The following is a 16,486-nucleotide window of genomic DNA, read 5'->3' on the forward strand; positions in this document are numbered from 1 at the left end:
CCGGTACGCCGGTGCGGCGGGACTTCTTCCATCTGACGAAGGCAGAGGCCAAGCGCCGCCTGGGCGTGGAAGACGGCCGGCCCCTGCTTGTGTCCTTCTGGGGGTCCCTGGGGGCCTCGGGCATGAACCGGCAGATGGCGGACTTCCTGGCGCTGGAGGCGGCCAAGGAACCTTTCCACCACATCCACGGCGCCGGAAAGGATGGCTATCCAGTGCTGCTGAAGCTGCTGCGGGAGAAGGGAGTGGACCTGGCGGACCACCCGGCGCTGCAGGTGCGGGAGTACATCTATGATATGGCCGCCGTCATGCGGGCGGCGGATCTGGTGCTCTGCCGGGCGGGGGCCTCCACCATCAGCGAGCTGACGGCACTGGGGGTCCCGGCGCTGATCGTGCCGTCCCCCTATGTTACCAACAACCACCAGGAAAAAAACGCGAGGGTCCTGGAAAACGCCGGCGGTGCCGCGGTGCTGCTGGAGAAGGACTGCTCCGGTCAGGCGCTGTTCCAGGCGGCCTGCGGCATCCTTCATGACGGAGCGCGCCGGGCCTCCATGGAGCGGGCCATGTCCGCCCTGGGAATCCGGGACGCCACAGAGCGAATTTATCAAACCGTGCTGGAAATCTGCCAGTAACCACGAAACCCCGCCGGCCATAGGATGGACTGTTGAACCATTCTGGATTCGGAGGGGAACGGATATGAGCCAGCTTTTGTCGGTGCGAGGCGGCCGCCGCCTGGAGGGAGAGGTCACGATCCAGGGGGCCAAGAACAGCGTCCTGCCCATTCTGGCGGCCACGCTGTTGGCAAGGGGGCAGGTGGCGCTGCTGGGCTGCCCCCGGCTGCGGGATGTGGACGCCTCCATCCGCATCCTGCGGCATCTGGGCTGCGACGCCCATTGGGAGGCGGATGCTCTGGCGGTGGACACCACCGCCCTGCGCCGCTGTGAGATTTCGGATGTACTCATGCGGGAGATGCGCTCCTCCGCCATTTTCCTGGGGGCGATCCTGGCCCGGTGCGGGCAGGCGGACCTGAGCTACCCCGGCGGGTGCGAGCTGGGCCCCCGGCCTATCGACCTCCACCTTGCGGGCCTGCGGGACCTGGGGGCGGAGATCCGGGAGGAGGGCGGCTTCCTCCACTGCCGGGCGGACCGGCTGCGGGGCCGGGAAGTGGTGCTGCGGATGCCATCCGTGGGAGCCACGGAGAATCTGATGCTGGCCGCCTGCGGGGCGGAGGGCGTCACGGTGATCTCCAACGCCGCCCGGGAGCCGGAGGTGGTGGACCTGCAGAACTTCTTGAACGCCTGCGGGGCTCGGGTGTCCGGGGCGGGGAGCTCCGCCGTGTCCATAGAGGGCGGGCAGGACCTCCACGGCTGTACGTACCGGGTCATGCCGGATCGGATCGCGGCGGCTACTTACCTCTGCGCGGCGGCCTCTGCCGGCGGGGACATCTATCTCCGGGGCGCGGAGGAGGGGCACCTGTCCACAGTCACCGCCGCCCTGCGGGAGGCGGGCTGCACGGTCACGGCAGACAGCGGAGGCATCCGGGCTCTGTGCCGGGAGCGGCTGCGGGCCGTGGGGCCGGTGCAGACGGCGCCCTACCCCGGCTTTCCAACGGACGCGCAGGCGGTGCTGATGGCGGCACTGCTGCGCAGCCGGGGCGCCACGGTATTTGAGGAGAACATCTTTGAAAACCGCTATCGCCATGTGGACGAACTGATCCGCATGGGGGCCAGCATCCGGGTATCTGGCCGGGTGGCGGTGGTCACGGGTGTGGAGCGGCTTCACAGCGCGCCAGTGCGGTGTACGGATCTGCGGGGCGGGGCGGCCCTGTGCGTGGCGGCTCTGGCGGCGGAGGGGGAGACCCGTGTCTCCCAGATCTGCCACATCGACCGGGGCTACGAAGACCTGGCCCGGGACCTGCGGGCTCTGGGGGCGGACGCGGTGCGCGTGGAAGAGACAGAAAACGGGTAGGAGAGACGACATGGCCAGACGCAGACATTCCAACCGGCGGCGCAGGAGGGGAAACTTCGGCTTCCTCTATAAGCTGCTGTCCGTGCTGGTGATCTGCGCGGCCGTGGTGATGGCCCTGACGCTGTTCTTCCGGGTGGACACCATCGAGGTCACGGGGACTGAGCGGTACACCGAAAAGGACGTGATCGAGGCCAGCGGTATCCAGCTGGGCGACAACCTCTTTCTGCTGAACAAGTACGAGGCCGCCCGCAGCATCGCGGAGCAGCTGCCCTACATCGACATTGAGGACATCCGCATCCGGCGGGAGCTGCCGGACACTCTGCTGATCGATGTGGCGGAGTGCGGTACACCCCTGGCGGTGATCCAGGACGGCAGCGCCTGGCTGCTGAGTCCCAAGGGCAAGATCGTGGAGCAGCTGCCAGCGTCTCAGGCTGGGGACTATGCGGTGATCGACGGCTGTGAGCTGCTGGCCCCCTCGGTGGGCACGGACATCGCCCTGTCCACGGAGTTCGCCAATCAGCAGACCAGTCTGCTGGCGCTGCTGGCGGCGCTGGACGCCGCGGGCCTGACGGACCGGGTGGATGCCATCCACCTGGACGATCTGTCCCGGCTGACTATGGACTACGCCGGCCGCTTTTCTGTGGAGATGGAGTACAACGCGGACTATGACCGGATGCTGCAGATCCTGGAGGCGGGAATCAGCAAGCTGGAGAGCAACCAGACGGGCAGCATCCGCCTGGACCTGAATCCGCCGATCCTCACGCTGGACTGAGAGTGGCGGATTTGGCAGAAGATTGCCGAGACAGGGGGGACGGACCGCCGCCCCTCCTTTTTCCGGACAAAAATCTGAGGGAAAAGCCCGATGGACTCTTGACCAGAGGGCGAAAGTGTCATACAATAAACTAAATGTTATGAGATACAGGATATTGTGAATCCAAAGGGACGATCCTCCCTTTTTACACAAACGATAGTAGGAGGCACCACTATATGGCATTTGGATTGGAGACCGGTCCCGATACCGTTGTCAATATCAAGGTCATCGGCGTGGGCGGCGGCGGCAACAATGTGGTCAACCGCATGGTCCGCAGCGGCACCAAGGGCGTGGACTTTGTGGCGGTCAATACCGACAAGCAGGCGCTGAACGTATCCAGCGCCACCTATAAGATCCAGATCGGCGAAAAGCTGACCCACGGTCAGGGCGCCGGATCCGACCCCGAGGTGGGCCGCAAGAGCGCGGAGGAGAGCCGTAACCAGATCGCCAAGGCGCTGGAGGACACGGACATGGTGTTCATCACCGCGGGCATGGGCGGCGGCACCGGCACCGGCGGTGCCCCCATCGTGGCGGAGATCGCCAAGGAAATGGATATCCTCACCGTGGCGGTGGTCACCAAGCCCTTCGGGTTTGAGGGCCGCCGGCGGATGCAGCAGGCAGAGGCCGGCATCGCGGAGCTGAAGGACAAGGTGGACTCCCTGGTCATCATCCCCAACGAGCGGCTGAAGCACGCCACGGACCAGAAGATCACCTTTGCAAACGCCTTCGAGATCGCAGACGACGTGCTGCGCCAGGCGGTGCAGTCCATCTCAGACCTGATCCGGGATACCGGCTTCATCAACCTGGACTTCGCGGACGTCACCGCCATCATGAAGAACGCCGGCATGGCCCACATGGGCGTGGGTCGGGCCGCCGGCAAGGGCAAGGCCGAGGAGGCCGCCAAGATGGCCATTTCCAGCCCCCTGCTGGAGACCTCCATCGAGGGGGCCAAGGGCGTGCTCATCAATGTCACCGGCTCCATGGACATCGGTCTGGAGGAGGTGGAACAGGCCGCCAGCTTGGTCCAGGCGGCGGTCCATCCCGATGCGCTCACCATCTTCGGCGCCACCTTCGACGAGACGCTGGACGACGAGATCCGGGTCACCGTCATCGCCACCGGCTTTGACAAGGTGCCGGAGCAGCTGCCCAAGGTGCCGCCCATCCAGGCGGGGGCCGCGGGCCAGCAGAGCGCCGCGGCGGAGCCCATGCCCCTGAAGGAAGAGGATGTGCCCAAGCCGGAGGAGCCGGAGGACGACCCCTTCAAGGATATTTTTAAAATTTTCAATAAGCGGGATTGAACGATTTTTTCCAGGACCTGCGGGTATTTGCCTGCGGGTCCTGTTTTTTTGCCGCCGCGGCGGCACAGTCAAAGCCTGCCATGGGGCTGCTTCCGCATTTTGCAAGGCGTGTTTTTCCGTCTGCGGCAGATGATAATCTCGCCGGCAGATCAGCGGATTTGCCGGCCGCGTTTCGGAAAGGGGTGATTTCATGTATGGACCATTTCAAAAAGCGAGACACGTGCTGCGGGGCGGAGCGGCGCTGGTCTTGGCATTGCTGTTGTGCGCGGCCATGCCGGCGCGCGCTGCCGGTGTGACGGCCGGCGGCGCGGACCAGGACACCTCCGCCCGGATGCTGGTCCCCGTGGGCCACACGGTGGGCATCAAGCTCTTTGCCCGCGGGGTGATGGTGGTGAAGGCGCCGGAGAGCGGCACGCCTGCGGATGACTGCGGCCTGCAGACCGGCGACATCATCGTCAAATGCGGCGGCGTCTCCGTAACCTCCTCAGAGCAATTCCAATCCCTGCTCCAGGAGAATGGGGAGACGGCCACCGACCTGCAGGTCCGCCGGGAAGGCGGGAGCGTGACGCTCTCTGTTTCCCCGGAACAGAACGAGAAGGGCGCCTACTGCATTGGGGCCTGGATTCGGGACAGCATGGCCGGCATCGGCACCATGACGTATTACGACCCGGAAAGCGGCGCCTTCGGCGCTCTGGGTCACGGGATCACGGACGCCGACACGGCGCTCCTGATGCCCTTTGCCTCCGGATCCATTCTGCCCTCCACCGTGAAAGCGGTGAAGAAGGGCACCATCGGAGAGGCCGGTGAGCTGCGGGGGGATTTCGACCTGGCCACAGATTTGGGTGATCTGTACGCCAACACCACCAGCGGCGTCTTCGGCACGCTGGACCCCGGCGAATTCACCGAGCGGCTGGGCGATCCCATGCCGGTTGCGGCCGCCGGGGAAGTCCACGCCGGTCCTGCCACCATCCTCTCTAATGTGGAGGGTGATGCCGTTCAGGAATATGATGTGGAAATTTTACAGGTTGTAGAGAATGCAGCAGACGGCCGGGACCTGGTGATCTCTGTGACGGACCCGGAGCTTCTGGCCGCCACAGGCGGCATCGTCCAAGGTATGTCCGGCAGCCCGATCCTGCAAGACGGAAAATTCGCCGGTGCGGTGACGCACGTCCTGCTGAACGATCCAAGCAAAGGGTATGGAATTTTGATGGAAACTATGCTGGCAGCGGGAGATTTCTCAGAAGAACCCGTGGCCTGACATGGTCTCCCAGGCAGACAGCGGCGGCGGGAAGCATTTTGCTTCCCGCCGCCCCGGAATTTTTTACAATACAGATTTACGACTCTCCGCGCGGGAGTTCCTGCGCTTGGACAGTGGATTCGGCCTCCGCCTGGAAACTGCGGAACGCCGCAAAGCTCAATAGAATCAACAATAAATTGACCATCACAAAGGCGATCAGCACCCCGGCCACGATCCTCCAGATCCGCCGGGCCCGGCGGTTTTTCACCGCCAGCTGCTCGGCGATGCGGGCCAGATGCTCCGCTGTTCCGCCGCGCTCCGCCTCTGGCGGGACCTCCGGCCCCAGCAGAGCCGCGGAGGTGGTGTCCAGCTCCTCCGCCAGCCGGATCAGCAGGTCTGCGTCCGGCACGGACCGGCCTTTTTCCCATTTGGAGACGGTCTGCCGCACCACATGGAGTCGGGCGGCCAGCTCCTCCTGGGAGAGGCCCTTGGCCTTCCGCAGGGCCTTCAAATTCTCTGCAAGCATTGCGTTGCCTCCTTTCCGGGATCATTCTACCAGGGGAACCGCCGTTGCGGCAAGCAACGCAGACGCACATGGCCCCTGAGCTGCAGAGGTGTTACCCCCCCTGTTCCCCGGAGAACAGCGCCAGCTTGGCGTTGAGCTTCCTGTAAATGCGATCCCGGAACCAGGGCTCCGACGAGGCGGCCACCGCCTCCTCCAGACCGAACCAGGCCACAGCGCTGTTCTCATCCGGCTTCCGGCGCACGGGGGCCGCCGGGTCTGCCTCCAGCAGGTAGGTCACATTCAGATGCAGGTGGGAGGAGACGTAGGCGCCCCGCTTCTCGTGGCCGTCCACAGTGAGGATTTCCAGAGAGTAAATGTGGGGCGATACCGGACGCACCGCCGTGAGTCCGCTCTCCTCCCGGACTTCCCGCATGGATACCGCCAGCAGATCCCGGTCCCCGTCCGCGTGGCCGCCCAGCCAGGACCAGGAGTCGTAGAGGTTGTGGTACGCCATCAGCACCTGTGTCCGGTCCGGGCTCACCACCCAGGCGGAGGCCGTCAGGTGCCCGGCAGCGTTGTCCCGGGTGTAAAGCGCCTCGCCGCTCCGCAGCCGCCGCAGCAGTTCCGCCCGGTCCCGTTCCTCCTGGTCATTCCAGGGGCGATACGCTTCTAATTCCTCCAGCAGCGTCACATGTCTCATCCTTTCTCTTGAGATGGCTCCATTGTACCACGGCCCCGTCCAAAAGGGAAGCCACTGCTGCCGGGAGACTCCGCACCCCTTGCGGCACAAGGAGTTAGGAGGCGCGGCGCAGAAAGTGTCGAATGATTCTTGGAAGTTATTTACAGTTTCTTGTTGCAAATCGTGTCCGTTTATGCTACTTTATAGAAAACGCGATTTGAAGCTTCATGAATCCGTCGTAAACAGGAGCGCCCACTTTTTTCCGGCTGGGAGAGGGGGCCTGCTCTGAAGCATTTGTGCCTGGTAAACGAAAATTGTGGAAAGAGGACAGGGGAAGACATGGACATCAGAAGAACTGTATTGCTGGCAGATGCCAATGAGGAATTCCGCACCCTTGTGCGGAAGATCATAGACGAGACAGAGGAGTTTTCGGTGGTGGGGTCTGTGGGAGACGGGACGGAGGCCCTGCGCCTGGCGCGTGAGGAAGCGCCGGACCTGATTCTGATGGATGTGGTCCTGCCGGGGCTGGACGGCTTCGGCGTACTCAAGCAGCTGCGGGAGCAGGAGGGGAAGGTCCCCAAGGTCATCCTGATCTCCGCCTTCTGCAGCGACAGCGTGGTATCGGAGGCTGTGGATCTGGGAGCCAGCTACTTTTTGACAAAGCCCGTGGAGGAGAACGCCCTGCTGGACCGGATGCGGGCGCTGTTCAGCCGGGGCGCCCCGGTGGAGGAACACCCGGCGGAGCTGAAGAATCTGGTGACCTCCGTCATCCATGAGATCGGTGTGCCCGCCCACATCAAGGGCTATCAGTACCTGCGGGAGGCCATCATGATCGCGGTGGACGACATGGATGTGATCAACGCCGTCACCAAGGTGCTGTATCCGGAGGTGGCCAAGCGGTTTTCCACCACGCCCTCCCGCGTGGAGCGGGCCATCCGCCACGCCATCGAGGTGGCCTGGGACCGGGGCGATCTGGAGACGCTGCAGAAGTATTTCGGCTACACCGTCTCCAATGCCAAGGGCAAGCCCACCAACAGCGAGTTCATCGCCATGATCGCCGACCGCCTGGTGCTGGAGCAGCGGAAGGACCGGAGAGCGTAAGAAAACAGATAGAAAACCAGCCGGGAGAGGGTATCCTCTCCCGGCTGTTGTCAGGCGTGCAGGAGCTTTTCCCCGATGACAGCCATCTGGTCTGCCGTCAAGCTCCAGTCCCAGGGCAGCTTGACCTCTGCCATCCGGTCCGGCCAGCACAGTAGGAATTGGTTCACCGGCTCTGCACCGGAGTACCGCTGGAAAACCTCCTCCGCACCCCAGGGGGCGGCAGTCACGGTGCGGTACTCCTCCCAATACTCCATGGGCAGCTGATCGTTGTCCCGCTCCACCCACTGGATGAAATCACGCTTGCACAGGCCATAGAGGAAAGGAAGCTTCACCGTGACGATCTCATAGCGCAGCTCCGGCAGGTCTCCGTCCCCCAGCCGGGCGTCCTGCTGGTACTCCCCGTGGGCGGCCAAGGGGGACCACTCCACATCCGCCTCCGTGGACCAGCCGTCATAGTCGATATCGATCAGGTCCTCCACCCGCAGGGGGATGGGATCGGCATAGACAGACCAAGTCATGCCGTGGGCGGTGTAGGTCTCCACCGGCGGATGGTCCTCCAACCAGCCGGAACCGGCATTGCGTATCATGAGGGCGAACAGACCTGTTGTCCCGCCCGCAAACATGGCGATGCAGATTCCTACGATTACCAGGAGGTTGGCCCAGGGCGGGCACCGCAGCCGTTGGAGAGCCTTCCGGGCGGCGTTGGCCAGAAAATAGACCAGTGCGAAAAACAATACCATCCCGATGGTCAGTATGACCATCCCAGTGGACCGGCTTATGGAGGCAAACAAGCCTGCAATCAGGAGTCCGGACCACATCAACACCAGAATGCCAAGTCCCCGGGCACTCCGCAGGTCCGGCAGGGGCAGCCCCGCCTCGACGGCGGCCTCGGCCCGCCGCTGCCAGCGGTGGTAGAGCAGCAGGCTTGCCAGCGTCAGCACCAGCAGCGGCAGGTAGGCTGTGGCCGCCAGTAGGGCAGTGGGGCTGGCCAGGGTGTCCACGGGATCCGTCCAAATCTGGTAGCATTGAAACGCCACTTCCAGCAGGCAGAGGAGCAGCAGCGCCAGGTAATTGCGCATCATGGGCTTTCCAATGCTCCGTCGGATGTTCTCCAGCTCCGCCGCCGGGTCGGTGTCGATGGGAACGGCCGCCGGATCCTCGCTGTAAAACACCTGTACCTGGTCGGAGCTGGCCGCCCGGTGCCACCCGGCTTGGGCGCAGTAGTCCTGAAAGGTGTCCAGCCCCGCCGCCGGAGCGGGAGAGAACCGCCCGGCCCCGGCGAAAAAGGTGACGGCGAACCGGAGCTGCTTCGGCTCTGTCCGCCGGTAGTGCCAGGACCAGGTCCCCAGCCGGTCCAGCATCCAGCCCCTGGCGGCCATGTCTGCCAGATGGTCTGTGACCCGCTTCCGGTCCAAAAAGCTGTACAGGGGCATCCACTCCCGTTTTGTGTGCTTCATGGGGCGCCTCCTTCCGATTCCATCAGCCGTTCATAATCCGCCGTCAGCTGCCGCAGCCGCCGGGCCTCTACCTCCAGGGCTTCCCGCCCAGTGGGGGTGAGCACATAGCTCCGCTTCCGGCCCTCCACCTTCGTCTCCCGGATGTACCCAGCCTGCAAAAACTGCTCCAGCAGGTTGTACAGCGTCCCCGGACCCACCGCCACCCGGCTGCCCGTGGCCTCTGCGACCCAGGCCATCACGTCGGCGCCGCACCGCTCCTGCCGCAGGCACAGGAGAATGTAGAACATCTGCTCGGTCAGGGTCTGAAATTTTCCCCGGGCCATGGCGCTGCCGCCTCCTATTATCGAATATCGTTATTGCTTTGAGACCACTATATCATCGAATATCGATATTGTCAAGCCGGGATTCTTTATCCCGCCTGCAGTCTCTTTTCGAGATAACTGATGATGACGCAAACGCTGCCGCCTTCGCCAGGCGGCCTTGATCCGGATCAGATGATCTGATAAAATAAAAAATACAGGTTTCCCGGACGGGCAAGACCCATTCGGCGGATTGGGCAGGAGGCAAATTACATGCAGATATACTGGTGGTTTCTGATTCCTGCTTTTTTCCTTCTGATCTTTTCGGACCGGATAGACAGAGCCGTCAAGGCAAATAGAAAGCTCAGAAAAGCAATGTTGGTAATACTGGCTTTGTGCAGCGGCCTGCTGCTGGTATCTATCATGGCTGTGCTTGCATCGCGCTTTGCCTGAAATCCGAAACGGCAGGAATGGACCCTGACAGTTGGGGAACGGAAAGGAACCGCCGCATGTTCCGCTGAAATGACGGAGGATTTCCCCCCTTCTTCAAATTGTGCCGCCTCTTGCCATTCCCGGCGGGATGTGATATCCTAAACGGGCAATATCATGAAAAGAGGAGATTTCGACCATGACGTATACGTTCCGTCCCCGGGGCGTCTGCTCCCAGGAGATGCGCGTGGAGGTGGATGACGCCGGCATCATCCAGAAGATGGAGGTCCTGGGCGGCTGCAGCGGCAACCTCCAGGGGATTTCCGCCCTGGTGGTGGGGATGCCTGCCCAGGAGGCGATCCACCGTTTGAAGGGCATCCGCTGCGGTGCCAAGAGCACCTCCTGCCCAGACCAGTTCGCCTGCGGGCTGGAGTCCGCCCTGGCCAAACAGAAATAAGCCTGAGACAGGCCCTGCGGCACCTGCCGCGGGGCCTGTTGTTCAGAGTCCGTTCAGAGATCCCGCAGGCGACGAAATTCCCTGGACAAGCGATGAAAAACATGGTAAACTAAACCGTTAGCGGCGGAAGCGCCGCCAAACCAAAGAAAGACGGTTCAGACGTTTATGAAGATCGTTTTGGTCATCGACCAGTTTGACGACGCGAATAACGGCACCACCATCAGCGCACGGCGTTTTGCCCAGGCGCTGAAGAACCACGGCAACGAGGTGCGGGTCATCGCCACCGGCAAGCCCGCGGACTACAAGTACGCCGTGCGGCAGATGAGGTTCTTTCCAGTGGTGGAGCATCTCATCACCAGCCAGGGGATGCGGCTGGCCATCCCCAACCGCCATGTGTTTGAAAAGGCGGCGGCCTGGGCGGACGTGGTGCATTTCATGATGCCGTCACCCCTGGGCATCATGGGCCTGAAGCATGTGGAAAAGCTGGGCATCCCTCACACGGCGGCCTTCCACTGCCAGCCGGAGAACATCACCTTCACCCTGCACATGGGCAACAGCAGGCGCGTCAACGACTTTGTATACAACCGCTTCCGGGATACGTTCTTCAACCGGTTCACCCACATCCACTGCCCCAGCAATATGATTGCGAACCAGCTCCGCCAACACGGCTACACCGCCCGGCTCCACGTGATCTCCAACGGCATCAGCCCGGAGTACATCTACGGCAAGCGGGAAAAGGAACCCTGGATGCAGGGCCTCTTCAATGTGCTGATGGTGGGCCGCTACGCCGGGGAAAAGCGTCAGGATGAGCTGATCGACGCCTGCGCCAAGTCCCGCCACGCCCGGGAGATCCAGGTGATCCTGGCAGGAAAGGGTCCGCTGGAGAAAAAATACCGCCGTCTGGCGGAGAAGCTCCCCAATCCCATCGTCATGGAGTTCTATGAGCCTGCCCGCCTGCTGGAGATCCTCCACATGGCGGATCTGTACGTCCACACCTCCGACGCGGAGATCGAGGCTATGAGCTGTATGGAGGCATTTGCCTGCGGCCTGGTGCCGGTGATCGCCGATTCCCCCCGGTCCGCCACGCCCCAGTTCGCCCTGGATGAGCGGAGCCTGTTCCCGGCCGGGGACACAGACGCGCTGGCCCAGCGAATCGACTGGTGGATCGAGCACCCGGAGGAGCGGCAGGCAATGGAGCGCCGCTATGCCGAACACGCCAGACAGTACTCTCTGGAGGAGTCCATCCGCCAGACGGAGGAGATGTTCCGTCAGGCCATTGCGGAGCAGCGGGGGGCGAAAGCCTAAGCGCCCGGAAAACCGAACACGCAGAAGAACCAAAGGGACGGCAGCGAAATCGCTGCCGTCCCTTTTGCGCCGCCGCGGGGCTGCTCACTCCGCGTCCGTCAGCCGCTGGACGGCCTCCTCCATGGTGGACACGAAAAAGAAGTCTTTGCCATGATTGGACTCGCGGATAAAGTCACGCAGCGGCTTGCTGGCGTAGTGGGAGTAGTCGCCGTAAATGGCGGCCTTGAACCGGTAGTTCATCAGCTTCTGCAGGATGTCTCCCGCCACGCCGGTGCTGAGAATGAAAAAGTCGCTGCACACCAGGCGCTTGTCGATGGCCAGCCTGGACGCGCCGGTCTCATACCGGACGGACATGGCCAGGTCCAGGGCCGCACCCGCGTCCGTGATCTGCACCTTCCCGCCGGAGAGCACTGCGATGGCGCCCCGCGGGGCTTGTATGGTTTCGATATTCATCAAAATCCTCCTGACAGGGGCGGAAGGCCCGGAGGCTGCCGGAAGACCGGCTCCCTGTCCTGTCAGGGAGCCCAGCGGAACTGCGCGGTCCCCGCTCCGATTTCAAAATGGTATTTGGCAATGCCCAGGTCCACCTTGGTGTAAAAGCCGGTTCCGGCTTTCGCGGCCACGCTGCCGCCTTGAAGCGTGAAGGTAAATTTCTGCTGGTTCATGGCTGTGGGCGCCAGCAGCGCCGCCCGCACGCCCCGCTGGAACCAGTCCGGCACAGGGGAATCCGCCTTGGACACCTCTTCCGGCTGCTTGACCGGGTGTCCGGTGCCCTGGGTGGTGCCGTAGCCCACCGCGATCACCAGGCAGAGCTTCTCGCCCGGGGCGATCTGAAAGGCGGTCTTGACCTTGCTGTACGTCATGGCGACCCAGCAGGTGTTGAGACCCAGCTGCTGGGCCCGCAGTACGATCTTCTCCCCGTAGTACCCGCAGGCTTCCTCCAGGTTCGGGGACTTCTTTCCGATCAGCGCGATGTAGTTTTTTACGCCGGAGAACTTCCCGTAGTGGGCCGGAAGCCCTCCGAATCCCCTGGGCTCATCCAGAACAAGCTGGATGTGAAGCCCGCTCTCCCGGTTGCACTGGGCGATGCACGCCAGTAGTGCTTCTCTCGCCTCCGGCGCGATGGGCCGGTCCTCGTAGGAGCGGACCGCATGCCGGTGCTCCATGGCCTCGAACAAATCCATAACTGTATTCCTCCTGTGATAGCCGCAGTCAATCCTCGCCGCTCTTGTCCGGAGCGTTTCTCAGGATCTGCAGAATGTCCGCGAACAGGCGCGCTACGTTTTCGATCCCACTGTCCTGCAGGGCCAGATAGTAGAAGACGCGAGTCGCTTCTTTTCGGGCTTTTATCACGCCTGTCTCCCGCAGAACCTGCAGGCGGGGGAGACAACAGGACGCGCAGCAGGTCCTGCCGCGTCTCGCCGCCAAAGGCGGTGAATCGGTTCCGGCACGGCTGGAACTCCCTCCGCAGATGTGCGGGATCTTGAGGCGTATTTTCCATGCCGCGGCCGCCTGACTCGTTCGCTGAGAATCCAGTATACCACATTCCGGCTGGGCCGGTCCATCCGGAAAAAATCGAGACCGACTTTTTCGCCGGGAGACTCCCCCCTTCACGGGACCGGGAGGCTGCCGCTGACACCTTCTGCAGTCCCTGTGCATATCCTGAGGGTGAAACGTCCGGGCCAGGCGGTCTGCCGGACCGGCGTTTGGTACGTATGGCAGGCCCCGACAGAGGAGTGATCGACCAATGGCTTATTCCGACCGGGAGCTGCTGGCGCGCCTGATCCAGTGCGAGGCGGGCGGAGAGGGTGAAGACGGCATGAAGGCGGTGGCCGGTGTTGTAATGAACCGGGTCCACGCCAAGGGCGGGGAGTATGCCCGGGTCGGGCAGGGCAGCATCCGCAATATCATCTTTCAGCCCTATCAGTTCGTCTGCGCCAGCGAGACGGAGGGCGGCGCCTACAACCCCCAGAATATCTACAACATGAGACCCGAACAGATCCACTATGACATCGCCGACTGGGCCATCGCGGGCAACCGCCTGCGGGATGTGGCGGATTCCCTGTGGTTTTACAACCCCTTCGGCCCCACCTGCCGGTCCTTCTTTCCCTCGAAGGTGGGATACTGGCAGACCCGGATCGGCGACCACTGCTTCTATAATCCCACAGACGCGTATTATCAGACTTGAGAGGTGTTGGAAATGGCACACTATCAGAATATCTACAACGGCGGAAACGGGGCGCCTCCTGTGGCGCAGGTCGCGCCCAGAATGACGGACTGGTCCGGTGAAGTCACACCCATGCCCGCCGACCCGCCCATGCCGGAGGCGCCCGGCCGCACCGTCACCAGTGCCGGCCGCCCTATGGACCGCCTGAACGCCGCGGAGGAGCAGGGCGGCCAGTCTATGGGGTCCCTGGACATGCGGAACCACCTGCCCAGCGAGGTCATCACGGACCCCATCTCCATGGAGGAAGCCTACCGGGGTTCCCTGAAAGCCATGCTTCAGAAGTATGTGGGCAACTACGTGGTGGCCACCTTCCTGGTGGGCACCCAGAGCACCACCTCCTGGGAGGGGATTCTGTACGATGTGGGCAACGACTATATGACCATCTACCAGGAGGGCCGGGACCGCTACATCGTCTCGGACATTTATTCCCTGAAATTCATCGAGTTCTACGACACCCGCTGCCGGGACATCTGCGACGAGGTCCTCCGCAGCGGCTGGATGCCCAACCAGGGGATGTGAGAAAAACAGTTGCGGCGGCCGCGGGGATGTGCTAAAATCAGGTATCTCTACATCAGAAAGGAAGCATCCCCATGGATTTTGCGAAACTGGCCGCGGAGCGCTATTCTCTGCGGAAATTCAGCGACCGCCCCGTGGAGGCGGAGAAGCTCTCCGCCGTGCTGGAGGCCGGCCGCAATGCCCCCACTGCCCATAACCTCCAGCCCCAGCGCATCTTTGTGCTCCAGAGCTCGGAGGCGCTGGAAAAGGTGGACGGCTGCACCGGCGCTCACTTCCATCCGCCGGTGATGCTGCTGGTGGCATACGACCCGGAGACCGCCTGGAAGCGGGAGGACGACGGCAAGAACCACGGCGAGATTGACGCGGCCATCGCCGTCACCCAGATGATGCTCCAGGCCGCGGACCTGGGCCTCGGCACCACCTATGTGGGCATGTTCGACCCGGAGAAGCTCCACGCCGCATTCCCGGAGCTGGCGGGGCTGACACCCATCGCCCTGCTGCCTATGGGCTATCCGGCGGAGGGCGCCCATCCCTCCCGCCTGCACACGGACCGCAAGCCCCTGGAAGAGCTGGTGCGGTATCTGTGACAATAAGGGATCTAGAATCAGGGGCGCACGCCGCGCGCCCCTGAATTCTATTCCGGATTTTCTGGAAAGAGTGAAGAGCAGAGCGGGAGGATTCCGTATCTCAACAGCTGCGCTTTGTGCCTCTCTCTGTAAAAAGGCCCTGGGGATGCTGCCCCAGGGCCCTTTTGTGTCAATGTCGCCTCCGGCCCCGGTAGCCGCCCCCGCGGCGGCGGGGTACGCTACGGCCGTACCGGTAGCGCCGGCGGCCTACCGTCAGCTTCCAGACGATCAGCGCCGCCGCCAGCACCAGCAACGCGATGCCAACCACCTTCACCGCGGTGGAACTGAAGAAGTTCCGCACGTTCCGCCAAAACAGCAGCAGGCCAGAGGCCTCCACATCATGGGAGGCCAGCAGGTCCACCGTGGTCAACACCTCTCCCTCCAGAGAGAGGGAGAGAGTGCCAAGCACCTGCCCCTCGGTGACCGGAGCGTCCACAGGACTCTCCAGGTCCAGCGTCCGCTCCAGAGAGGCGGGATCAGTGCCCTTGGGCAGCAACAGCTCCACATCCGCCGCCGGATGGACGGACACATGGTCCACCTTGGACAGCGCCACGCTGACCTCCTTCACCAGCTCAGCCTCCTCCAGCACCGTCTGATAGGAGAAGTTCTCAAAACCCCAGTCGAAGAGACGGGAGGTCTCGGAAAAGCTCTGGACCTGGGTGCCGCCGCTGGGCAAGGTCACGGATTCGGCCCCCAGCACCACGCTGATGAAGGAGAGGCTGCCCTCCGCGGCAGTGGATACCAGGCAGTGGCCGGCATCGGAGGTGGAGCCGGTCTTGACGCCGTGGGCCCGGCTGTCCAGATATCCCAAGGCCCGCCAGTTGGAGATCAGGTAGTTGGTGGAGTGGAGCACCCGCTCCTCGCCGAGATTGGTGGCGGGGATGGTGGCGCTCTTCATATCGCAGATCCGCAGGAAGTCGTCATGCTTCAGGGCCTCCGCTGTGATGAGGTACAAGTCCCAGGCGGAGGTGTAGTGCTGGCTGTCATGCAGGCCGGTGGTGTTGACGAAGTGGGTGTTCTCACACCCCAGAGCCGCAGCCTTTTCATTCATGGCGCCCACGAAGGCGTCCACGCTGCCGCTGACCTGCTCCGCCAGAATGTTGCACGCCTCATTGGCGGAGACGATCAGCATACACTCCAGCAGCTGCTCCACCGTCAGCACCTCCCCGGCCCGGATGCCGGCGGTGCTGCCATCCGCCGCCAGCCCCTCCAGGGCGCTCTCCGTAACAGTGATTGGCTGGTCCATGGACAGCTGCCCGCTGTCCACTGCCTCCAGCGTCAGCAGAGCGGTCATGATCTTGGTGAGACTGGCGGGATAGAGCTCCTCGTGCTCGTTCTTTCCATAGACCATGCGGCCGGTGTTGGCGTCCACCAGCAGGGCAGCCTTGGCCTGGATGGCGGGGTCAGGCACCTCTGCGGCGGAGGCAGGACCTGTCAGCAGGGAGACCGCCAGGATCAGCAGCAAAAAAACAGAGAAAAAGCGGTGTGTTTTCATATCAAACTCCTACCATCTGTGGTATAATCAACTTGCATCGTGCGGCAGCGGCGGCGAAAAGCGCCGCGGTTCGACATTT

The 16,486-nt window shown here is 63.0% G+C and carries 20 protein-coding genes; 12 read left to right on the forward strand and 8 right to left on the reverse strand.

Annotated elements, in window-relative coordinates:
* The 5 genes from ACLTXB_RS02520 to spoIVB form a co-directional block, all read left to right on the forward strand.
* Positions 1-629: UDP-N-acetylglucosamine--N-acetylmuramyl-(pentapeptide) pyrophosphoryl-undecaprenol N-acetylglucosamine transferase (locus ACLTXB_RS02520; protein ID WP_428226090.1), on the forward strand; the 629-nt coding region annotated here is incomplete at its 5' end.
* A 64-nt stretch (positions 630-693) separates the two neighbouring features.
* Positions 694-1,965 (forward strand): UDP-N-acetylglucosamine 1-carboxyvinyltransferase, encoded by a 1,272-nt coding sequence (gene murA / locus ACLTXB_RS02525; protein WP_021750850.1) that lies wholly within the window; start codon positions 694-696, stop codon positions 1,963-1,965.
* 10 nt (positions 1,966-1,975) lie between these two features.
* Positions 1,976-2,737 carry a cell division protein FtsQ/DivIB gene (locus ACLTXB_RS02530; RefSeq protein ID WP_021750849.1) on the forward strand — a complete coding sequence of 254 codons (762 nt, stop codon included), beginning with the start codon at positions 1,976-1,978 and terminating at the stop codon, positions 2,735-2,737.
* 215 nt (positions 2,738-2,952) lie between these two features.
* Positions 2,953-4,074, forward strand: a complete 1,122-nt coding sequence (gene ftsZ, locus ACLTXB_RS02535) for a cell division protein FtsZ (protein ID WP_317336065.1) — start codon at positions 2,953-2,955, stop codon at positions 4,072-4,074.
* 190 nt (positions 4,075-4,264) lie between these two features.
* A complete protein-coding gene (gene spoIVB, locus ACLTXB_RS02540; protein ID WP_287224536.1) occupies positions 4,265-5,332 on the forward strand; it encodes a SpoIVB peptidase in 1,068 nt (355 codons plus the stop codon).
* Between the two features lie 76 nt (positions 5,333-5,408).
* On the opposite strand, the gene ACLTXB_RS02545 is transcribed toward spoIVB, so the two are convergent.
* Entirely contained in the window at positions 5,409-5,837 is a 429-nt protein-coding gene (locus ACLTXB_RS02545) for a helix-turn-helix domain-containing protein (RefSeq protein ID WP_412260935.1), read from the reverse strand.
* Positions 5,838-5,928: 91 nt separating this feature from the next.
* The gene (locus tag ACLTXB_RS02550) at positions 5,929-6,516 is read right to left on the reverse strand and encodes an NUDIX hydrolase (RefSeq protein ID WP_273481781.1); all 588 of its coding nucleotides are present in this window, start codon (positions 6,514-6,516) and stop codon (positions 5,929-5,931) included.
* Positions 6,517-6,834: 318 nt separating this feature from the next.
* Between ACLTXB_RS02550 and spo0A the strand changes: the two genes are divergently transcribed.
* Positions 6,835-7,596: a sporulation transcription factor Spo0A gene (spo0A, locus tag ACLTXB_RS02555; protein WP_021750842.1), complete on the forward strand. Its 762-nt coding sequence runs from the start codon at positions 6,835-6,837 to the stop codon at positions 7,594-7,596.
* 50 nt (positions 7,597-7,646) lie between these two features.
* Here the strand turns inward: spo0A and ACLTXB_RS02560 are convergent, their stop codons facing one another.
* Positions 7,647-9,053, reverse strand: a complete 1,407-nt coding sequence (locus ACLTXB_RS02560; protein WP_412260937.1) for a DUF2812 domain-containing protein — start codon at positions 9,051-9,053, stop codon at positions 7,647-7,649.
* The gene (locus ACLTXB_RS02565) at positions 9,050-9,376 is read right to left on the reverse strand and encodes a PadR family transcriptional regulator (RefSeq protein WP_287553550.1); all 327 of its coding nucleotides are present in this window, start codon (positions 9,374-9,376) and stop codon (positions 9,050-9,052) included. The genes ACLTXB_RS02560 and ACLTXB_RS02565 overlap by 4 nt, the downstream gene beginning before the upstream one ends.
* Positions 9,377-9,625: 249 nt before the next feature.
* Between ACLTXB_RS02565 and ACLTXB_RS02570 the strand changes: the two genes are divergently transcribed.
* The 3 genes from ACLTXB_RS02570 to ACLTXB_RS02580 all read left to right on the forward strand — a co-directional run bounded on the left by ACLTXB_RS02570 (position 9,626) and on the right by ACLTXB_RS02580 (position 11,543).
* On the forward strand, positions 9,626-9,805 hold the full coding sequence (locus ACLTXB_RS02570) for a hypothetical protein (RefSeq protein WP_021750837.1): 180 nt from the start codon (positions 9,626-9,628) through the stop codon (positions 9,803-9,805).
* Positions 9,806-9,980: 175 nt separating this feature from the next.
* Complete coding sequence (locus ACLTXB_RS02575) at positions 9,981-10,238, forward strand: TIGR03905 family TSCPD domain-containing protein (RefSeq protein WP_021750836.1); 258 nt, start codon at positions 9,981-9,983, stop codon at positions 10,236-10,238.
* A 165-nt stretch (positions 10,239-10,403) separates the two neighbouring features.
* A complete protein-coding gene (locus tag ACLTXB_RS02580; RefSeq protein WP_021750835.1) occupies positions 10,404-11,543 on the forward strand; it encodes a glycosyltransferase in 1,140 nt (379 codons plus the stop codon).
* A gap of 84 nt (positions 11,544-11,627) precedes the next feature.
* Here the strand turns inward: ACLTXB_RS02580 and ACLTXB_RS02585 are convergent, their stop codons facing one another.
* The 3 genes from ACLTXB_RS02585 to ACLTXB_RS02595 form a co-directional block, all read right to left on the reverse strand.
* On the reverse strand, positions 11,628-11,996 hold the full coding sequence (locus tag ACLTXB_RS02585) for a DUF4180 domain-containing protein (RefSeq protein ID WP_021750834.1): 369 nt from the start codon (positions 11,994-11,996) through the stop codon (positions 11,628-11,630).
* 62 nt (positions 11,997-12,058) lie between these two features.
* Positions 12,059-12,727 carry a nitroreductase family protein gene (locus ACLTXB_RS02590; protein ID WP_317335031.1) on the reverse strand — a complete coding sequence of 223 codons (669 nt, stop codon included), beginning with the start codon at positions 12,725-12,727 and terminating at the stop codon, positions 12,059-12,061.
* A 28-nt stretch (positions 12,728-12,755) separates the two neighbouring features.
* Positions 12,756-12,896 (reverse strand): hypothetical protein, encoded by a 141-nt coding sequence (locus ACLTXB_RS02595; RefSeq protein WP_158629707.1) that lies wholly within the window; start codon positions 12,894-12,896, stop codon positions 12,756-12,758.
* Positions 12,897-13,290: 394 nt separating this feature from the next.
* Between ACLTXB_RS02595 and ACLTXB_RS02600 the strand changes: the two genes are divergently transcribed.
* From ACLTXB_RS02600 to ACLTXB_RS02610, 3 genes are all read left to right on the forward strand, one after another.
* The gene (locus ACLTXB_RS02600) at positions 13,291-13,731 is read left to right on the forward strand and encodes a cell wall hydrolase (RefSeq protein WP_276897309.1); all 441 of its coding nucleotides are present in this window, start codon (positions 13,291-13,293) and stop codon (positions 13,729-13,731) included.
* 12 nt (positions 13,732-13,743) lie between these two features.
* Positions 13,744-14,289 carry a hypothetical protein gene (locus tag ACLTXB_RS02605; RefSeq protein ID WP_412260940.1) on the forward strand — a complete coding sequence of 182 codons (546 nt, stop codon included), beginning with the start codon at positions 13,744-13,746 and terminating at the stop codon, positions 14,287-14,289.
* A gap of 71 nt (positions 14,290-14,360) precedes the next feature.
* Positions 14,361-14,873, forward strand: a complete 513-nt coding sequence (locus ACLTXB_RS02610; protein ID WP_412260942.1) for a nitroreductase family protein — start codon at positions 14,361-14,363, stop codon at positions 14,871-14,873.
* 169 nt (positions 14,874-15,042) lie between these two features.
* Here ACLTXB_RS02610 and ACLTXB_RS02615 read toward each other — a convergent pair whose 3' ends face one another.
* A complete protein-coding gene (locus tag ACLTXB_RS02615; protein WP_287553551.1) occupies positions 15,043-16,407 on the reverse strand; it encodes a D-alanyl-D-alanine carboxypeptidase family protein in 1,365 nt (454 codons plus the stop codon).
* Positions 16,408-16,486: the final 79 nt, after the last annotated feature.

It is taken from the genome of Flintibacter sp., from assembly GCF_046973065.1.

Bases quoted from the DNA above. Each gene is read 5' to 3' on its own strand.
- spo0A (WP_021750842.1), top strand. From the start codon at position 6,835: ATGGACATCAGAAGAACTGTATTGCTGGCAGATGCCAATGAGGAATTC.
- ACLTXB_RS02610 (WP_412260942.1), top strand. From the start codon at position 14,361: ATGGATTTTGCGAAACTGGCCGCGGAGCGCTATTCTCTGCGGAAATTC.
- ACLTXB_RS02545 (WP_412260935.1), bottom strand. From the start codon at position 5,837: ATGCTTGCAGAGAATTTGAAGGCCCTGCGGAAGGCCAAGGGCCTCTCC.
- ACLTXB_RS02605 (WP_412260940.1), top strand. From the start codon at position 13,744: ATGGCACACTATCAGAATATCTACAACGGCGGAAACGGGGCGCCTCCT.
- ACLTXB_RS02560 (WP_412260937.1), bottom strand. From the start codon at position 9,053: ATGAAGCACACAAAACGGGAGTGGATGCCCCTGTACAGCTTTTTGGAC.
- ACLTXB_RS02615 (WP_287553551.1), bottom strand. From the start codon at position 16,407: ATGAAAACACACCGCTTTTTCTCTGTTTTTTTGCTGCTGATCCTGGCG.
- ACLTXB_RS02585 (WP_021750834.1), bottom strand. From the start codon at position 11,996: ATGAATATCGAAACCATACAAGCCCCGCGGGGCGCCATCGCAGTGCTC.
- ACLTXB_RS02600 (WP_276897309.1), top strand. From the start codon at position 13,291: ATGGCTTATTCCGACCGGGAGCTGCTGGCGCGCCTGATCCAGTGCGAG.
- ACLTXB_RS02570 (WP_021750837.1), top strand. From the start codon at position 9,626: ATGCAGATATACTGGTGGTTTCTGATTCCTGCTTTTTTCCTTCTGATC.
- ACLTXB_RS02590 (WP_317335031.1), bottom strand. From the start codon at position 12,727: ATGGATTTGTTCGAGGCCATGGAGCACCGGCATGCGGTCCGCTCCTAC.
- ACLTXB_RS02565 (WP_287553550.1), bottom strand. From the start codon at position 9,376: ATGGCCCGGGGAAAATTTCAGACCCTGACCGAGCAGATGTTCTACATT.
- spoIVB (WP_287224536.1), top strand. From the start codon at position 4,265: ATGTATGGACCATTTCAAAAAGCGAGACACGTGCTGCGGGGCGGAGCG.
- murA (WP_021750850.1), top strand. From the start codon at position 694: ATGAGCCAGCTTTTGTCGGTGCGAGGCGGCCGCCGCCTGGAGGGAGAG.
- ACLTXB_RS02550 (WP_273481781.1), bottom strand. From the start codon at position 6,516: ATGAGACATGTGACGCTGCTGGAGGAATTAGAAGCGTATCGCCCCTGG.
- ftsZ (WP_317336065.1), top strand. From the start codon at position 2,953: ATGGCATTTGGATTGGAGACCGGTCCCGATACCGTTGTCAATATCAAG.
- ACLTXB_RS02575 (WP_021750836.1), top strand. From the start codon at position 9,981: ATGACGTATACGTTCCGTCCCCGGGGCGTCTGCTCCCAGGAGATGCGC.
- ACLTXB_RS02530 (WP_021750849.1), top strand. From the start codon at position 1,976: ATGGCCAGACGCAGACATTCCAACCGGCGGCGCAGGAGGGGAAACTTC.
- ACLTXB_RS02580 (WP_021750835.1), top strand. From the start codon at position 10,404: ATGAAGATCGTTTTGGTCATCGACCAGTTTGACGACGCGAATAACGGC.